Source organism: Rhizobium sp. SG2393, from assembly GCF_042610495.1.
Classification (GTDB): Bacteria; Pseudomonadota; Alphaproteobacteria; order Rhizobiales; family Rhizobiaceae; genus RU20A.
The window spans coordinates 157,501-173,206 of sequence record NZ_JBHGAP010000010.1 but is presented as its reverse complement, the minus strand read 5'-3'; the positions used below and the strand labels follow the sequence as shown (position 1 = coordinate 173,206).

Here is a 15,706-nt window from a genome sequence, read left to right as displayed (position 1 = left end):
CGGCGCCGGGCCGCATCCTTTCCAACGGGCGCGGCATCTTCGTGCTCGGCCGCCAGTTCGGCAATGTGCTCGTCGCGCTGCAGCCCTCCTTCGGTTACGAGGGCGATCCGATGCGGCTGCTCTTCGAGGGCGGCTTTGCGCCGAACCATGCCTTTGCCGCCTTCTACACCTATCTGCGCGACACCTTCGCCGCCCATGCCGTGCTGCATTTCGGCACTCATGGCGCGCTGGAATTCATGCCGGGCAAGCAGACCGGCCTTTCCGCCACCTGCTGGCCGGACCGGCTGATCCGCGACCTGCCCAACTTCTATTTCTACGCCGCCAACAACCCGTCGGAAGGCTCGATCGCCAAGCGCCGCTCGGCCGCGACGCTCGTCTCCTACCTCACCCCGCCCGTCACCCATGCCGGGCTCTACAAGGGGCTGGCCGCGCTGAAGGCGAGCCTGGAGCGTTACCGCACCACGCCGCCGGATGCGCTGGCCGAGCGCCAGCGGCTCGTCGATCTCATCAGCGCCGAGGCCGAGGCGCTGGATCTTTCGCCCGCCACCCCCATCGACAGCGACGATGCGCTGGTCCGCCACCTCGTTACCGCCATCACCGAGCTGGAATATGCGCTGATCCCCGACGGCCTGCATGTGGCCGGGCGTGGCATGGGGCGCGACGCCCGGCGCGACATGATCGAGCATGTGGCCGCAGGCATGGGCGAGACGAGCCCTGCCCTTCCCGCCATCGCCGAGGCGATTGCCGAGGGTGACGAACTGGCGCTTGCAACCCTCCTGTCGGGCGCCGACGGTGCGCTCAGGGAGCGCGTGGCAGGCCTCGTGCGTCTCAATGCGAACCTCGCCGACAACCGCGAACTCGATGGCCTCGTCTGGGCGCTGGACGGCCGCTTCGTGCCGCCCTCGCCCTCCGGCGACCTCCTGCGCACCCCGGACCTCCTGCCCACCGGCCGCAACATCCACGGCTTCGATCCCTTCGGCATTCCGAGCGCCTATGCCGTGCAGGATGGCGAGCGGCAGGCCGCGCGCGTGCTCGACCGGTTCCTGAAGACCGAGGGGCGCCTGCCGGAAACGGTGGCGGTCGTACTCTGGGGCACGGATAATCTCAAGACCGGCGGCGCGCCGCTCGCCCAGGCCATGGCCCTGATGGGCGCCAGGCCCCGGCTCGATGCCTATAACCGCGTCTGCGGCGCGGTGCTCATCCCGCTGGAAGAGCTGAAGCGGCCGCGCATCGATGCCGTCATGACGCTGTCCGGCATCTTCCGCGACCTCCTGCCGATCCAGGCGAGCATGCTGGCGGAGGCGAGCAGCCTTGCGGCGCTGGCCGACGAGCCGGTGGAGATGAACTTCATCCGCAAGCATGCGCTCGCTTACGCGAGTGCCCATGGCTGCGATGTCGAGGCGGCCGCCTACCGCGTCTTTTCCAATGCGAACGGCGCCTATGGCGCCAATGTCAACATGCTGATCGCCTCCTCGGCCTGGACCGACGACGAGGAGATCGCCGACACCTATACGAGCCGCAAGAGCTTCGCCATCGACAGCAAGGGCAAGACGAGCCAGCAGGCCGCGGTGCTGGATGCCGTGCTCGGCGGCGTCGACATGGCCTATCAGAACCTCGATTCCGTCGAGGTCGGCGTCACCACCATCGAACATTACTTCGACACGCTGGGCGGGCTGACGCGGGCCGTCATGAAGGCGCGCGGCGAGACCACGCTGCCGGTCTTCATCTCCGACCAGACGCAGGGCGAGGGCAAGGTGCGCACGCTCGGCGAACAGGTGGCGCTGGAGGCCCGCACCCGCACGCTGAACCCCAAATGGTTCGAGGGCATGCTGAAGCACGGCTACGAGGGCGTGCGCCACATTGAGGCGCAGGTGACCAACACGCTCGGCTGGTCGGCGACGACGGGGGGCGTGGAGCCCTGGGTCTACCAGCAGATGACAGAGACCTTCATGCTCGACCCCGACATGCGCCGGCGTCTTGCCGCGCTCAATCCGGCGGCGGCGGCCAAGGTCGCGTCACGCCTCATCGAAGCCCAGGAGCGCCGCTTCTGGGAGCCGGATGCCGAAACGCTGGAGGCGCTGCGCCTGGCCGGCGAGGAACTGGAAGACCGGCTGGAAGGCCTGGTCAGGGAGGCTGCCCAATGAACATCTTCACCCACCCCAAGACCAGCGAGCGGGATCTTCGGCTAAAGGCCGCCGCGCTCGGCCGGGGCGAAGACGGGGAAGGCAGCGTGCAGGTCCATCTCGACCCCACGGCCGAACTCGACGGCGCCAAGGTCTTCGCCATCTACGGCAAGGGCGGCATCGGCAAGTCCACCACCTCGTCCAATCTCTCGGTGGCCTTTTCCAAGCTCGGCAAGCGCGTGCTGCAGATCGGCTGCGACCCCAAGCATGACAGCACCTTCACCCTGACGAAGAGCCTGATCCCGACCGTCATCGACGTCTTGGAAAAGGCCGATTTCCACACCGAGGAGCTGCGGCCCGAGGATTACGTGGTCGCGGGCTATAATGGCGTGCAGTGCATCGAGGCGGGCGGTCCGCCGGCCGGCACGGGCTGCGGCGGCTATGTGGTGGGGCAGACGGTGAAGCTCCTGAAGGAGCATCACCTGCTCGATGATACCGACGTCGTGATCTTCGACGTGTTGGGCGATGTCGTCTGCGGCGGCTTTGCCGCGCCGCTCCAGCATGCCGAGCGGGCCGTGGTGGTCGCCGCCAACGATTTCGATTCCATCTTCGCGATGAACCGCATCGTCTCGGCCATCAAGGCGAAGGCGAAGAACTACGACGTGCGCCTCGGCGGCGTGATTGCCAACCGCTCGCGCGAGACCGACCAGATCGACCGCTACAATGCCGCGATCGGCCTCACCCGCCTCGCCCATGTGCCGGATTCCGACCATGTGCGCCTCAGCCGCCTGAAGAAAAGCACGCTCTTCGAGATGGGCGACAGCCCGGAGATCGTGGCGATCCAGCAGGAATACATGCAGCTCGCCGAGCGGCTCTGGGCCGGCGTGCCCGGCCTTTCGGCCGAGCCGATGAAGGACCGGCAGATCTTCGATTTTCTCGGTTTCGAGTGAGAACAGGAAAGCAGACCGACATGAGCCATGCCGACCACATCGCCGATTACAGGCGCCGCACCGGGGAGATCGAGCACTATTTCGATCGCACGGCGCTGGATGCCTGGAAGCGGCTGACCAGCACCGAGCCGGTCGGCGGCATTCGCGCCACGGTGCGCCGCGGCCGCGACACGATGCGCGCCACGCTGCTCGACTGGCTGCCGCAGGATCTGTCCGGCTGGCGCATCCTCGATGCCGGCTGCGGCTCGGGCGTCATGTCGCTGGAGCTTCTGGCGCGCGGCGCGGATGTGCTGGGCGTCGATCTCTCCGCGCAGATGGTGGAGCACGCCCGCGAGCGCGGCGAAGCGGCCGTCAAAGCCATGGGTGGCCGGCCGGGGAGCCTGCGCTTCGAAAGCGGCGACATGCTCGATCCCCGCCATGGCAGCTTCGACGCCATCATCGCCATGGATGTGCTGATCCACTACCGCGCTGCCGATGCGACCCGCATCCTCGAACGCATGGCGGGGCGCACCTCCCACACGCTGCTCTTCACGCTGGCGCCGGGATCGCGGCTGCTGCGCGCGATGCTCGCGGCCGGCCGGGTCTTTCCGCGCGGCAACCGCGCCCCTGCCCTCTATCCGGTCGCGCCCGAGCATCTCGTCTCCGGCCTCGTCAGCCGTCCCGAGATGGCCGGCTGGGCGGGTGGGCGCAGCGCGCGCGTCTCGATCGGCTTTTATACCTCGCAGGCCATGGAGGTGACGCGCCCATGAGCCGGATCCTCGCCCATCGCAGGCTCGTCACGGTCTGGCAGAAGCTCGGCACGCGCTTCCTGCCGTTCGCCGATGCCGCGACGGTCGATCTTCCGCTCGGGCGGCTCCTGCGTCTGGCGCTCTTCCAGGTCTCAGCCGGCTGCATCATGGTGCTGCTCAACGGCACGCTGAACCGCGTGCTGATCGTGGAACTCGGCGTGCCCGTGGCGCTCGTCTCCGCCGTCATCGCCATTCCCGTGCTCGCCGCACCCCTGCGGCTGTTCTTCGGCTACCGCTCCGACACCTACCGCTCCGTGCTCGGCTGGCGGCGCGTGCCCTATGTCTGGATGGGCAGCATGCTGCAGTTCGGCGGCCTCGCCATCATGCCGTTTGCGCTGCTTCTCCTGCAATCCCAGACGGTCGGGCCGGAATGGGCGGGCGCGGCCGGCGCTTCGCTTGCCTTCCTGCTCTGCGGCTTCGGCCTGCACATGGCGCAGACGGCGGGGCTGGCGCTCGCAAGCGACCTGGCGCCCGAAGACAAACGCCCGCGCGTCGTTGCCCTCCTCTACCTCATGCTGCTCGCCGGCATGATGGCGGCCTCGGCCTTCTACAGCGTCGCGCTCACCGATTTCACGGCCATGCAGCTTATCCAGGTCATCCAGGGCACGGCGGTGCTGACGCTCGCGCTCAATGTCATCGCCATGTGGAAGCAGGAGGCGCGCAATCCGCGCCTGACCGCCGCCGACCGCAAGGTGCCCGGCTTCTTCGAGGCGCTCGCCGCCTATCGCAGCGATGCCGGCGTCACCCGCCTACTCGTCGCCGTCGCCATCGGTTCCATGGCCTTTTCCATGCAGGACATCCTGCTCGAACCCTATGGCGGTGAGATCCTCGGCATGCCGGTGGGACGCACGACGCTGCTGACGGGCCTGTGGGCGGCCGGCGCCATGGTCGGCTTCACGCTGGCGGCCCGCAGCCTGCAGCGCGGCGGCGAGGTGCACCGCATCGCCGCACGCGGCCTGCTCATCGGCATCGCCGCCTTCAGCGCCATCATCTTCGCAGAGCCCATGGCCTTTGACGGCCTCTTCTACGTGGGCGCGGCCGCCATCGGGCTCGGCAACGGGCTCTTCTCGGTTGGCACGCTGCTCGCCGCCATGGCGGTGTCGCGCCGGGCCGACAGCGGCGTCGTCGTCGGCGCCTGGGGCGCGGTGCAGGCGACTGCGATTGGCACGGCCCTGCTTCTCGCCGGCTTCATCAAGAATGTCGTCAATGCGCTGGCGCTCTCCGGCGCGCTGGGAACGGCGCTGCTGACGCCTGCCTCGGGCTATCTCGTCGTCTACGGGCTGGAGATCGTCCTTCTGTTTTTCTGCCTTGCGGTGATCGGCCCCCTGTGTGGCGCCCGCACTGGCTCGCATGAACGCAATGAAACCCGTTTCGGCCTGGCAGACATGCCCGGCTGACCGCCATCATTTGGGGAGGCTTACATGACCGGATCTCTCGTCGGCAGCATGGATGTGGCGCAGGTGGTGCTCTACGCCTTCTGGCTCTTCTTTGCCGGGCTCGTCTGGTATCTGCGCCAGGAGGATCGCCGCGAGGGCTATCCGCTGGAGGAAGACGCGACGGGCCGCTACAACAAGCACCCCTTCCTCTTCGTTCCGCCGAAGAAGACCTTCATCCTGCCGCACGGCCAGGGCACGCATGCCGTGCCGGATTTCGTGCGTGACACGCGCCCCCTCTCCGCTCGCCGGATCGCCAAAGCCCCGGGCTCACCGATCGAGCCGGTCGGCAATCCGCTGCTGGCCGGTGTCGGGCCGGGCTCCTGGGCGGAACGCGCCGAGCGTCCCGACATGACCGCCCATGGCGATGCCCGCATCGTGCCGCTCAGGGTGGCCGAAGGCTTCGGCATCGCCGAGGGGCAGAAGGATCCGCGCGGCCTTGCGGTCGTCGGCTGCGACCGGCGCGATGCCGGCACGGTCACCGATGTCTGGGTCGATCGCTCCGAACAGCTCCTGCGCTACTACGAGGTGACGCTGGCCGATGGCGGCCGCAGCGTGCTGCTGCCCAACAATTTCGTCGTCTTCCAGACCGTGCGTGGCCGCCGCCAGCTCTATGTCCACGCCATCACCGCCGCCCAGTTCGCCGACGTGCCGGCGACCGCCGCGCCGGAGACGATCACGCTGCGCGAGGAAGACCGTGTCGTCGCCTATTTCGGCGCGGGCCTCCTCTACGCGACCGGCGACAGACAGGAGCCGCTGCTGTGAAACAGTTCGTCGTCCGCGAGCATGAGATCGAGCCGGTTCCGGGCCTGCCGGGCCAGCTTCCGGCCGGGGAGCGCATTCTCTGGCAGGGGCGTCCCAGCACCCGGCTGGTGGCCCGCCACAGCCTGAAGAACATCTACCTCGCCGCCTATTTCGTGGTTCTCGCCCTCTGGGCCATCGCGGCCGGCCTCTCGGATGGCCAGCCGGTCGGCGGCATCCTCTTTGCGGTCGCGGTGCTGACGGCGATCGGCGCCCTCCTGATCGGCCTCGTTGAGCTCTTCGCCTGGGGTGTGGAGCGCACCACGCTCTACACCATCACCACGGAGCGTCTCGTGATGCGCTTCGGCGTGGCGCTCTCCATGACGCTGAACCTGCCCTACCGGCAGATCAACGCCGTCTCCATGGCCGAACGCGGAAAACGCGGCGGCACGATCGCGGTTGCCCTCCTGCCCGGGCACAAGCTGTCCTGGCTCGTGCAGTGGCCGCATGTGCGCGGCTGGCGCTTTTCCGAGCCGCAGCCGGCGCTGATCTGCCTGGAGGACGCGGCCGGTGTCGCCGAAATCCTGGCGCGCGCCGTGGTCGCCTACCGCAACAGCCCCGCCGGTGCGGGTGTTGCCCGCCCTGTGGCGCCGGTTGCCGCTTCTCCCGACTACCTGCCCGGCGGCCATGCCGCGGCGGCGGAATAGGAGGCCTCCCATGAGTTCCGCCCTCAGCCTGGGCTATCTCGACAAGCGCCGCCCCGGCAAGACCGCGCGCATCCCCGCGCCGCTGATCGCCGCCGCCATCGGCCTGCTCCTCTTTGCGACCGGCGCGGTGCTTTTCGGCCAGACGACGGGCCACGGCGTGGTCCGGGTGGACAATGGCCGGGCGGTCGCCGTGCGCGACATCGTGCTCGGCCGGGCCGCTGGCGACGTGGTGACCGTCACCGATGCCGTGACCGGCGAGACGATCGCGTCCTATGCGGCCGATACCGGCGGCTTCGTGCGCGGTTCGCTGCGCGCGTTCGAGCGCATGCGCCAGATCTCGGCCGTGCCGGTCGAAACACCCTATCGCCTCATCCGCTGGGAAAGCGGCCATGTCAGCCTGTCGGATACGGCGACGGGCGAACGCATCACGCTTGAAGCATTCGGCCGGGACAATGCGGCAGCCTTTGCCGCGCTCCTCGGCAACCAAGGAGGATCCCGCCAATGATGTCACCGCTTTCCGCGCTCTTTGCCCTGATGCGCCGACGCGAGACCGTCGACTGCACCGTGGAGATCAACAACACCTTCGAGGCGCTCGGCGCGCATCTGCGCTTCGACAATGGCGTCATCGTGCATCCCGGCGACGAGGTGCAGGTGCACGGCGCGCCGGTGCAGATCCCCTATGGCCAGTGCAAAAGCTTCCGCCGCAAGGCGACGATCACACGGGCCGGCGCGCTGGAGCGGGCCTTTACCCGCGCCACCGGCGATTTCGACATGATGGAACTGTGCGAATTCAGCTTCACGGAAAGGGCCCTGTCATGAACAACCACGTTTCCACCAGCGATCTCCAGGACCACGAACCGGCGATCGAGGACCGCCTTGCCGGCGTCAACGACACGACCCGCAGCGCGCTGGTCTCCACCATGCTGACGCCGCGCTTCTACACGACCGATTTCGAGGAGATGGACCGGATCAATGTCGAGCCCGTCCGCGCCGAATGGGACGTTTTGATCGCGCAGATGAAGAGCGACCCGAACCGCGGCCACTTCAAGCGCAATGCCGAGTGGGAAGACATCGATATCGACGCCCTTCCCGATGGTCTGCGCGAGGAGTTCATCGACTTCCTTGTCTCCTCGCTCACCTCGGAATTTTCCGGCTGCGTGCTCTACAAGGAGATGAAGCGGCGCGGCAAGAACCAGGAGATCTGCGAGCTCTTCGGCTATATGAGCCGTGACGAATCCCGCCATGCCGGCTTCATCAACGATGCGCTGAAGGAATTCGGCATCGGCGTGAACATGGGCTTCCTTGCGAAAGCGAAGAAATACACCTTCTTCAAGCCGAAGTTCATCTATTACGCCACCTACCTCTCCGAGAAGATCGGCTACGCCCGCTACATCACCATCTTCCGGCATCTGGAAAAGCACCCCGAACAGCGCTTCCACCCGATCTTCAAGTGGTTCCGCGAGTGGTGCAATGACGAGTTCTCCCACGGCGAGGCCTTCTCGCTGATCATCCGCTCCGACAAGAAGCTGATGCAGGGCATCAACCGCTACTGGATCAAGTTCTTTCTGCTCGCCGTCTTCGCCACCATGTATGTGCGCGACCACATGCGCCCGGCCTTCCACGCCGCGCTCGGCGTCGACATCGACGATTACGACATGCGCGTCTTCCGCCTGACATCGGAAATCTCGCGCCAGTGCTTCCCGCTGGTGCTCGACCTTGACAATCCCGCCATGCGCGCCGGCTTCCGCCGCATGGAGCGCATCAACCGCAAGATGATCGCGGCCACGCAGGCGGGCGGTATCGGCGGGCGGCTGCGCAAGACGGTCTGGACGCTCGCCGCCGCCGCCAATTTCGTGCGCATGTATGCGATCCCGACCAAGGAGAACACCATTCCCGCCACCTCCCGCCTGCAGCCGGTCTGGTAGGCGGTCATGGCCTTTTCGCACCCGCTCGTCGTCGTCCTCGTCGCCATCGGCGTCTGGTGGCTCTCCACCGGGCTGGTGCTGGCCATGGTCAACCGCACGGAGCGGGGCGGCTGGCGGGCCTGGCATGTGATGCCGTTGATGACGCTGGCCGGCGGCATGGGCGTGGTGCTGATGGTATTCGGCGGCGCGGAGCGCACGCCGCTCGGCTCCTATGCCGGCTTCTTCGGCGCACTGCTCGTCTGGGCCTGGCACGAGGCGGCGTTCCTCACGGGTGCGCTGACGGGCCGGCGCACGGGCGACTGCCCGCCGGGGCTGACGGGCATGGGCCGTTTCAAGGCCGCTTTCGAGGCGGTCTGCGACCACGAGATCGCCATCCTCGTCACCGCGCTTGGCCTCTACCTCCTCCTGCATGGCGCCGACAACCGCTTCGGGCTTGCCACTTTCAGCCTGCTCTGGGGCATGCGCATCTCGGCCAAGCTTCTGATCTTTCTCGGCGCGCCACATGCCGTCAGCGAGCTGATGCCGCGGCCGATCGCGCATCTCAAGACCTATTTCAAGACCGACCGCATCGCGCCGATCTTCCCGCTTCTCATGGCGGCGGCGACGGGCATGTTCGCGGTGCTGGTGATCGGCGCGATGAGTGCCAGCGACGCCCATTCGNTTCAAGACCGACCGCATCGCGCCGATCTTCCCGCTTCTCATGGCGGCGGCGACGGGCATGTTCGCGGTGCTGGTGATCGGCGCGATGAGTGCCAGCGACGCCCATTCGCTGGTCGGACACATTCTTCTGGCGAGCTTCATGGCGCTCGCCATTCTTGAACATCTGATCCTCGTGCTGCCGGTGTCGGATACGGCGCTGTGGCGCTGGGCCATGCCGCGCGGCAAGGCCGAGGTGGCGCCCGCCGTCCTGGTGGCGGCGCGGGAGACGAAGACGCAGACGACCGCCGTTCCGGTGGCCGAGGCAAGGGCAGAACGACTTTGATGAAACCGCATATCCGCCATGCCAGCAGGCCGATGGCGGGAGACGGTCAGGACATGACAGGGGAGGAAAGGCAGATGGACGTCAACCAGCACATGGCAGGGGCTCTCGATGAGCTGCGAACCGCCGGCAATTATCGCGTCTTCGCGGAGCTCGAACGCCAGTGCACGGCGTTTCCCAAAGCCAGCATCCACACGGCCGAGGGGGTCGGCGAGGTCACCGTCTGGTGCTCCAACGACTATCTCGGCATGGGCCAGAACCCCATCGTCACCGACCGCATGATCGAGATCATCCGCAAATGCGGCGCCGGTGCCGGCGGCACCCGCAACATCTCCGGCTCCAACCACCACCATGTGCTCCTGGAGCGCGAACTGGCCGACCTGCACGGCAAGGAAGCGGCGCTGATCTTTACCTCCGGCTACGTCTCCAACTGGGCGGCACTCGGCACGCTCTTGTCGAAAATCCCCGGCATCATCGTCTATTCCGATGCGCTGAACCATGCCTCAATGATCGAGGGCATCCGCGCATCGGGCTGCACGCGCCGCATCTTCCGCCACAACGACTACCGCCACCTGCGCGAGCTGATGGCCGCCGACGATCCGGCCGCGCCGAAGCTGGTGGCCTTCGAGTCCGTCTACTCCATGGATGGCGATATCTCGCCGATCCGCGAGATCTGCGATGTCGCCGACCAGTTCGGGGCGATGACCTATCTCGACGAGGTGCATGCGGTGGGCATGTACGGCCCGCGCGGCGACGGTGTCGCGGCCCGCGAAGGGCTGATGCATCGCCTGACCGTGATCGAGGGCACACTCGGCAAGGCCTATGGCGTCATGGGCGGCTATATCGCGGCCTCGGCGACGCTGGTCGATTTCGTCCGCTCGTTCGCATCGGGCTTCATCTTCACCACCGCCATTCCGCCGGCGCTGGCCGCCGCCGCCACGGCCTCGATCCGGCATCTGAAGGAAAGCCAGGTGGAGCGCGAACAGCACCGCGCAGCCGTCGCCAAAGTGCGCGCGGCCCTCGATCGGCGCGGCATTCCGCATATGGCCAATCCCAGCCACATCGTGCCCGTCATGGTCGGCAATGCCGCCAAGTGCAAATGGATCTCCGACGTGCTGCTCAATGATTTCGGCATCTACGTGCAGCCGATCAACTATCCGACAGTCGCCGTCGGCACGGAGCGGCTGCGCATTACGCCGACGCCGCTGCACAGCGATGCCGACATCCACCATCTGGCCGAAGCGCTCTGTTCGCTCTGGTCGCAATGCGCACTCGCCCGCCACGTCGCCTGAGATTTGGCCTTTTGCCGCAAAGAGGGGTATGAGGGCCATCAGCGGCCCTCGCCTCGCGGACAATGAAACGAAAGAACAGAGCATGCCCCGCCCGCAAGCCCCCGTCATCATCCCCGCCGTTGCCGGCGACGGCGCGCTCTATCCGATCGAGAAGATGAAGGCGCATGTGGACGGGCAGCTGCATCTGGCCGTCTCGGTCTTCGTCTTCGACGGCGAGCACCTGCTGCTGCAGCGCCGGGCGGCGGCGAAATATCACTGTGGCGGGCTTTGGGCCAACACCTGCTGCACGCACCCGCACTGGCGCGAGACGCTGGAGGCCGCCGCCGGCCGCCGGCTGACGGAGGAACTCGGCTTCACACTGCCGCTCGCCCGCCACGCCACCGTCGATTACGCCGCCGATGTCGGCAATGGCCTCAGCGAGCACGAGCGCGTCACCCTCTTCAGCGCGGTTGCCGACCGGCAGACGCTTGAGATCCACCCGGACCCGGCCGAAGTCTCCGAGACCCGCTGGGTCACCCGCGATGACCTCATCGACGAGATCACCGCGAGCCCGGAACACTTCACCCCCTGGCTGCGCATCTACCTCACCCGCTTCCCCGGCCTGCATTTCCCGCCGACCCGCCTGGCGGGGTAAGGGGCGGGATGCAAGGCTGATTGCCGGCAGATTTCATTTTGCCGACGATCGCCCTGTCTTCTCAATGCGTGCTTAGCTGTTATCGTTGCCTTCACCCGAGTGGGCCGAGCTTTCGGCACTCGGTTGCGAATTATATCTTTTTGTATATATTACGAGGAAATGGCGTGACGTATACGATCCGTTTCCACCCGGACTTCGTTCCTGAATGGAAAGCGCTGGACATGCGACTGAAAGAGCGTGTCGGGGAGGTGCTCGACCATCTCGAAGATGAAGGCCCGTTTCTGGGCCGACCGGACGTTGATACGCTTGTCGGATCGATCCATGCAAACATGAAGGAAATCCGCGTCCGGCATGACAGGCAGGTCTGGCGGTTTGCTTTCGCCTTCGATCCATCTCAGACAGCAATCATTCTGTGCGGTGGCGAGAAGCAGGGCATGACCCAAACCCGCTTTTACAGGCAGTTGATCGAAAAGGCCGACCTGCGTTTCAAGGCCTGGCTAAAGGAGAAGGGCAATGGATAGTCCGGACTGGAACACGATGCGGGCGGAACTGCCGGCTGACGTGCAGGCGCGACTGGACGCGAAACGCGAGGGACGACGGCTGGGCAAGGCGCTGGCCGAAGTACGCAAGGCGATGCATGCTACTCAGCAGGACGTAGCACTCCGGGCGGGTATGACCCAGAATACCGTATCGAAGATCGAAAGCGCGGAGGACGTCCGGCTCTCGTCAATCGTCCGCTACATGCAGTCCATGGGCGGCGCTGTCGAGATCGTGCTGAAGACGCCCGACGGGAACGCTACCCGAGTCGAATTCCCGACAATTGGAGCCCGCGGCGTGAACTCCGTCTGACCTGGGCATGCTTCGGCACGTCTGCGACAGATCGTGGCTCAGCGTGAGGATCGCTCGTTATACTAAAAATCGACAATTCAGTATAACGCAGAGGTGGCTTACTTTTCTGCACTGCTGAGATGGATGATTGGTCGTCATCCGAAAAAGAAGCTCCCCCACCAATAACAACGGCCGCGCCTGCAGTTGCAGGGCGCGGCCGTCGTTGTCGCGTTTTCGTGCAGCCGGTCAGTTGGTCGCGGCCGGCGCCGGCAGGGTCGTCGGGCCGTTGGCGCCCATGACCTGGGTCTTGCCGGGCTCGTATTTCGTATAGTCGGGCACGGCCGTGTCGCTCTTCTTGCCCAGTGCGTCCACATAGTCCTTGAGCATGGAGACGCCATAGAGCGGTTTCTGTACGCCGTTGTGGCAGGTAAAGCAGCCGACCTTCAGCACGTCGCCTTCCGGTCCCTTGCGGTTGGCGGGGAAGACCGGGGCGAGACCCGTGATGTAGTTGGCATTGATGTCACGCGCCATGCGGATGCCGTGCCAGGCGGTGACGCGCTGCGGCGGACTCTGGTCCCAGTCGTTGAAGGCGCGGGAATTGTGGCAGGTGACGCAGTTGACGCCGAGCGATTCCGACATGTGGATCATCAGCGACCAGGTCTTTTCCGTCTCCTTGGTGCCCGCCGTCGACGTGCCGCTCGGCAGCGCCGTGGTGGCGTGGACGCGGATCGGCTCGTCGCCGAGCAGATAGGCAGCGAGCGCATTCTGCGGCAGCGAGGTGTTGCCGGCCAGCGCGGAGGCGACATTCTGGCCACCGCGATCCTGCGTCATGTTGCCGGCCGGCTTCGGCTCGAGGCTTGCACTCCACACCTGTGCGGGTACCGCATTGCCGCGGTGGCAGGTGTAGCAGGTGACGCCGGTGGCGCCCACATGTGGCTTCCAGTCCACGTTGATCGCCTGCGTCATCTGGATCATGCGGCGCGCCACGACCTTGGTGTAGTGCTCGTCGGAGGCCATGTTTTCCGGATTGTGGCAGTAGTTGCAGCCCTGCTCGGCCGGTGCGATCCAGGAGGTGATGGCGGCCATGACCTGGTTGAACTGGTCATCCGAAAGCTCGCCCAGAACCTGGACGTTCTGGTAGATGTTCTTGGCCTTTTCGCCGGAGGGATCGGGCACCCATGGCGGGTCGGGCACGACGTTGGCCGCCTTCAGCGCCTCCTGGGTCTCGATGTCGCGGTGAATGACCATGCCCGTGCCGCGATAGCCGAGCTGGGTCGATTCCACCGGAGGCGCATCCCAGCCGGCACCGACGAAGCTTGCAATGGCCAGAAGCGTCCCGGCGGAGACGGCGAAGGGAATCCAGAGTTTCATCGTCGTTCTCCTTACAATGCGGGATCGACGACGCCGGGCCACAGGCGCGGCAGCGGCGAGACGAGGCCGTGATTGACGCCCCAGAGGTACCAGTTGTCGACGACCGTTCCGGTCAGCAGGATGCCGATGCCGCCCGTCAGCGGCGTCAGGATCGCGAACCACCAGGCCCAGCGGTGAACCGATTCCATCGTGGCGTTGAAGCCCATGGTCCAGCGCCAGAAGAGGGCGGCGCGCTCTGAGGCCGTGCCGCGGTCGGTGATCTGCTCCAACTCGCGCTCGCCGCCATATTTGCCGACGGCCAGGATCGTCGCCCCGTGCATGGCAAAGAGCAGCACGGAACCATAGAGGAAGACGATCGAGAGGCAGTGGAACGGGTTGTAGTAGAGATTGCCGTAGCGGATCGAGAAGGCGGCGGTCCAGTCGAGATGCGGGAAGATGCCGAAGGGCACGGCCTCGGAGAAGTTGCCCATCAGGAGCGGGCGGATGAAGCCGAGCACCAGGAAGAGCCAGATGGCGGCGGCAAAGGCCCAGGCCACATGCATGCCGAGTTCCAGTTGCCGGGCGCGGCGGTAGATGCGCACCCACCACAGGATGACGGACAGGGTCAGGAAGAAGCCGGCGATCAGCCACCAGCCGCCTTCGGCCAGCGGCGGGAGAACTTTCAGCCCATATTTGGCCGGCGGCGGCTCCAGCCCCAGCCAGAAGAGCTGGCGCACGAACTGGATCGGATCCCAGCCGACGGAGGCGAACATGTTGAGGCCGATGATCTCGAAGGCGATGAAGCCGAAGACCAGCGAGAGCGTGCCGAGATAGCCGAGATAGATCGGGCCGATCTGGGCATTGCCGATGATGCCGAAGAGCCGGACGAAGAAGGCCTTGCCGGTGCGGGGGCTGTCGCCGCGCGGCAGCGGCATACCCTCTTCGATCGGGCCTGAAATCTGGATCGGCGTGATGATGTTCTGATATTGCGCCATGACGGCTTCCCCCTCACTTCCAGATCGGCAGCTCGAGCCACCAGTTCCACCATTCCGGCCAGCCGCGGTTCCAGAAGGGGCCGCTGATGACGATGCAGACCGCGCTCCAGAAGCCGGCGTTCAGCGCCAGGATCAGACCCAGACGGTGGATGCCGAGCGTGCCGATGGAGTAGCCGATGATGTCGCGGAAGAAGGTGTCTTCGTATTCCGGCGTCTTGACCTCGGCCTGCTCGCCGGCCGCATCGCGCGAGGCGCCGGGATTGGCGGCCGACAGGATGAGGCCGCCATGCAGCGAGAGCGCGAAGGTCGTCGTGAAGAAGAACGACACGGCGATCATGTGGGCAGGATTGTAGTGGAAGTGCAGATACTGGTAGCCGACATTCGACACCCAGTCGAGGTGGCTGAAGATGCCGTAGGGGAAGCCGTAGCCCCAGGCGCCGAGCAGCAGCGGGCGGATGACGACCAGCGTCGTATAGGCGAGGATGGCGAAGGAAAAGGCGAAGGGCACGTGGTAGCCCATGCCGAGCTTGCGGCAGATTTCCACCTCGCGCAGCGCCCAGGACGAGAAGGCGCCGAGCGCGCAGACGGTGATGATCTGCCAGAGCCCGCCTTCCTTCAGCGGCGCCAGCGCCAGGCCATAGGAAATATCGGGCGGCGCGATCGAGATCTGCCAGATGTTCCAGGTGGGGCCGATGGCGGCGCCGTAAATGATCAGCGCCGTGCCTAGGATGGCGAAGAAGGCCGTGGTGACCCCGAAAAAGCCGACATAGAAGGGCCCGACCCAGAAATCGAACAGGTCGCCGCCGATCAGCGTGCCGCCGCGCACGCGGTATTTGCGTTCGAAACTCAGCAGCGCCATCAGGGTTCCTCCTCGGGCCGTCCGCAGATTTTGGCGGTCGCCTCAGCGCATGTCGCGGGGCGTCTCAGCCGGTGTTCGGCGGCGGGCGGGGCCGGGTATCCG

Annotated in this window: 18 protein-coding genes; 15 read left to right on the top strand and 3 right to left on the bottom strand. The window is 66.1% G+C overall.

Going from position 1 to position 15,706, the window contains the following annotated elements:
- The 15 genes from ACED18_RS18125 to ACED18_RS18055 form a co-directional block, all read left to right on the top strand.
- The coding region (locus ACED18_RS18125) for a magnesium chelatase subunit H (protein WP_377294875.1) at nucleotides 1-2,144 on the top strand (2,144 nt) is incomplete at its 5' end.
- Complete coding sequence (bchL, locus tag ACED18_RS18120; protein WP_377294873.1) at nucleotides 2,141-3,073, top strand: ferredoxin:protochlorophyllide reductase (ATP-dependent) iron-sulfur ATP-binding protein; 933 nt, start codon at nucleotides 2,141-2,143, stop codon at nucleotides 3,071-3,073. The genes ACED18_RS18125 and bchL, both read left to right, overlap by 4 nt.
- Before the next feature lie 20 nt (nucleotides 3,074-3,093).
- Nucleotides 3,094-3,822: a magnesium protoporphyrin IX methyltransferase gene (gene bchM / locus ACED18_RS18115; protein ID WP_377294871.1), complete on the top strand. Its 729-nt coding sequence runs from the start codon at nucleotides 3,094-3,096 to the stop codon at nucleotides 3,820-3,822.
- Nucleotides 3,819-5,258, top strand: a complete 1,440-nt coding sequence (locus ACED18_RS18110; RefSeq protein ID WP_377294869.1) for a BCD family MFS transporter — start codon at nucleotides 3,819-3,821, stop codon at nucleotides 5,256-5,258. The genes bchM and ACED18_RS18110 overlap by 4 nt, the downstream gene beginning before the upstream one ends.
- Before the next feature lie 24 nt (nucleotides 5,259-5,282).
- Nucleotides 5,283-6,059, top strand: coding sequence for a photosynthetic reaction center subunit H (puhA, locus tag ACED18_RS18105; protein WP_377294867.1), 777 nt, complete (start codon nucleotides 5,283-5,285; stop codon nucleotides 6,057-6,059).
- On the top strand, nucleotides 6,056-6,742 hold the full coding sequence (gene puhB / locus ACED18_RS18100) for a photosynthetic complex putative assembly protein PuhB (RefSeq protein ID WP_377294865.1): 687 nt from the start codon (nucleotides 6,056-6,058) through the stop codon (nucleotides 6,740-6,742). The genes puhA and puhB overlap by 4 nt, the downstream gene beginning before the upstream one ends.
- 10 nt (nucleotides 6,743-6,752) lie before the next feature.
- Nucleotides 6,753-7,247: a photosynthetic complex assembly protein PuhC gene (gene puhC, locus ACED18_RS18095; protein WP_377294863.1), complete on the top strand. Its 495-nt coding sequence runs from the start codon at nucleotides 6,753-6,755 to the stop codon at nucleotides 7,245-7,247.
- Nucleotides 7,244-7,561 carry a hypothetical protein gene (locus tag ACED18_RS18090; RefSeq protein ID WP_377294861.1) on the top strand — a complete coding sequence of 106 codons (318 nt, stop codon included), beginning with the start codon at nucleotides 7,244-7,246 and terminating at the stop codon, nucleotides 7,559-7,561. The genes puhC and ACED18_RS18090 overlap by 4 nt, the downstream gene beginning before the upstream one ends.
- The gene (acsF, locus tag ACED18_RS18085) at nucleotides 7,558-8,667 is read left to right on the top strand and encodes a magnesium-protoporphyrin IX monomethyl ester (oxidative) cyclase (protein WP_377294859.1); all 1,110 of its coding nucleotides are present in this window, start codon (nucleotides 7,558-7,560) and stop codon (nucleotides 8,665-8,667) included. Before ACED18_RS18090 ends, acsF begins: the two co-directional genes overlap by 4 nt.
- Before the next feature lie 6 nt (nucleotides 8,668-8,673).
- On the top strand, nucleotides 8,674-9,486 hold the full coding sequence (locus tag ACED18_RS18080) for a DUF3623 family protein (RefSeq protein WP_377294857.1): 813 nt from the start codon (nucleotides 8,674-8,676) through the stop codon (nucleotides 9,484-9,486).
- Nucleotides 9,467-9,649, top strand: coding sequence for a DUF3623 family protein (locus ACED18_RS18075; protein ID WP_377294855.1), 183 nt, complete (start codon nucleotides 9,467-9,469; stop codon nucleotides 9,647-9,649). Before ACED18_RS18080 ends, ACED18_RS18075 begins: the two co-directional genes overlap by 20 nt.
- Before the next feature lie 74 nt (nucleotides 9,650-9,723).
- Nucleotides 9,724-10,938: a 5-aminolevulinate synthase gene (gene hemA, locus ACED18_RS18070; protein ID WP_377294852.1), complete on the top strand. Its 1,215-nt coding sequence runs from the start codon at nucleotides 9,724-9,726 to the stop codon at nucleotides 10,936-10,938.
- A gap of 82 nt (nucleotides 10,939-11,020) precedes the next feature.
- The gene (gene idi, locus ACED18_RS18065) at nucleotides 11,021-11,572 is read left to right on the top strand and encodes an isopentenyl-diphosphate Delta-isomerase (protein WP_377294850.1); all 552 of its coding nucleotides are present in this window, start codon (nucleotides 11,021-11,023) and stop codon (nucleotides 11,570-11,572) included.
- Between the two features lie 164 nt (nucleotides 11,573-11,736).
- Nucleotides 11,737-12,093 carry a type II toxin-antitoxin system RelE/ParE family toxin gene (locus tag ACED18_RS18060; RefSeq protein ID WP_377294848.1) on the top strand — a complete coding sequence of 119 codons (357 nt, stop codon included), beginning with the start codon at nucleotides 11,737-11,739 and terminating at the stop codon, nucleotides 12,091-12,093.
- Nucleotides 12,086-12,421, top strand: a complete 336-nt coding sequence (locus tag ACED18_RS18055; protein ID WP_377294846.1) for a helix-turn-helix domain-containing protein — start codon at nucleotides 12,086-12,088, stop codon at nucleotides 12,419-12,421. The genes ACED18_RS18060 and ACED18_RS18055 overlap by 8 nt, the downstream gene beginning before the upstream one ends.
- Nucleotides 12,422-12,646: 225 nt before the next feature.
- Here the strand turns inward: ACED18_RS18055 and pufC are convergent, their stop codons facing one another.
- Genes pufC through pufL form a run of 3 tightly spaced genes read right to left on the bottom strand, consistent with a single transcriptional unit; the run spans nucleotide 12,647 to nucleotide 15,604 of the window.
- Nucleotides 12,647-13,771 carry a photosynthetic reaction center cytochrome PufC gene (gene pufC, locus ACED18_RS18050; protein WP_377294844.1) on the bottom strand — a complete coding sequence of 375 codons (1,125 nt, stop codon included), beginning with the start codon at nucleotides 13,769-13,771 and terminating at the stop codon, nucleotides 12,647-12,649.
- 11 nt (nucleotides 13,772-13,782) lie between these two features.
- Nucleotides 13,783-14,745, bottom strand: coding sequence for a photosynthetic reaction center subunit M (gene pufM, locus ACED18_RS18045; RefSeq protein WP_377294842.1), 963 nt, complete (start codon nucleotides 14,743-14,745; stop codon nucleotides 13,783-13,785).
- Between the two features lie 13 nt (nucleotides 14,746-14,758).
- Nucleotides 14,759-15,604, bottom strand: coding sequence for a photosynthetic reaction center subunit L (gene pufL, locus ACED18_RS18040; RefSeq protein ID WP_377294840.1), 846 nt, complete (start codon nucleotides 15,602-15,604; stop codon nucleotides 14,759-14,761).
- Nucleotides 15,605-15,706: the final 102 nt, after the last annotated feature.

What these genes read in the sequence shown, in the direction of transcription:
- acsF (WP_377294859.1), top strand. Translation starts at nt 7,558, where the DNA reads ATGAACAACCACGTTTCCACCAGCGATCTCCAGGACCACGAACCGGCG.
- ACED18_RS18110 (WP_377294869.1), top strand. Translation starts at nt 3,819, where the DNA reads ATGAGCCGGATCCTCGCCCATCGCAGGCTCGTCACGGTCTGGCAGAAG.
- ACED18_RS18090 (WP_377294861.1), top strand. Translation starts at nt 7,244, where the DNA reads ATGATGTCACCGCTTTCCGCGCTCTTTGCCCTGATGCGCCGACGCGAG.
- pufM (WP_377294842.1), bottom strand. Translation starts at nt 14,745, where the DNA reads ATGGCGCAATATCAGAACATCATCACGCCGATCCAGATTTCAGGCCCG.
- puhA (WP_377294867.1), top strand. Translation starts at nt 5,283, where the DNA reads ATGACCGGATCTCTCGTCGGCAGCATGGATGTGGCGCAGGTGGTGCTC.
- bchM (WP_377294871.1), top strand. Translation starts at nt 3,094, where the DNA reads ATGAGCCATGCCGACCACATCGCCGATTACAGGCGCCGCACCGGGGAG.
- ACED18_RS18055 (WP_377294846.1), top strand. Translation starts at nt 12,086, where the DNA reads ATGGATAGTCCGGACTGGAACACGATGCGGGCGGAACTGCCGGCTGAC.
- hemA (WP_377294852.1), top strand. Translation starts at nt 9,724, where the DNA reads ATGGACGTCAACCAGCACATGGCAGGGGCTCTCGATGAGCTGCGAACC.
- idi (WP_377294850.1), top strand. Translation starts at nt 11,021, where the DNA reads ATGCCCCGCCCGCAAGCCCCCGTCATCATCCCCGCCGTTGCCGGCGAC.
- pufL (WP_377294840.1), bottom strand. Translation starts at nt 15,604, where the DNA reads ATGGCGCTGCTGAGTTTCGAACGCAAATACCGCGTGCGCGGCGGCACG.
- ACED18_RS18075 (WP_377294855.1), top strand. Translation starts at nt 9,467, where the DNA reads ATGGCGCTCGCCATTCTTGAACATCTGATCCTCGTGCTGCCGGTGTCG.
- pufC (WP_377294844.1), bottom strand. Translation starts at nt 13,771, where the DNA reads ATGAAACTCTGGATTCCCTTCGCCGTCTCCGCCGGGACGCTTCTGGCC.
- puhC (WP_377294863.1), top strand. Translation starts at nt 6,753, where the DNA reads ATGAGTTCCGCCCTCAGCCTGGGCTATCTCGACAAGCGCCGCCCCGGC.
- bchL (WP_377294873.1), top strand. Translation starts at nt 2,141, where the DNA reads ATGAACATCTTCACCCACCCCAAGACCAGCGAGCGGGATCTTCGGCTA.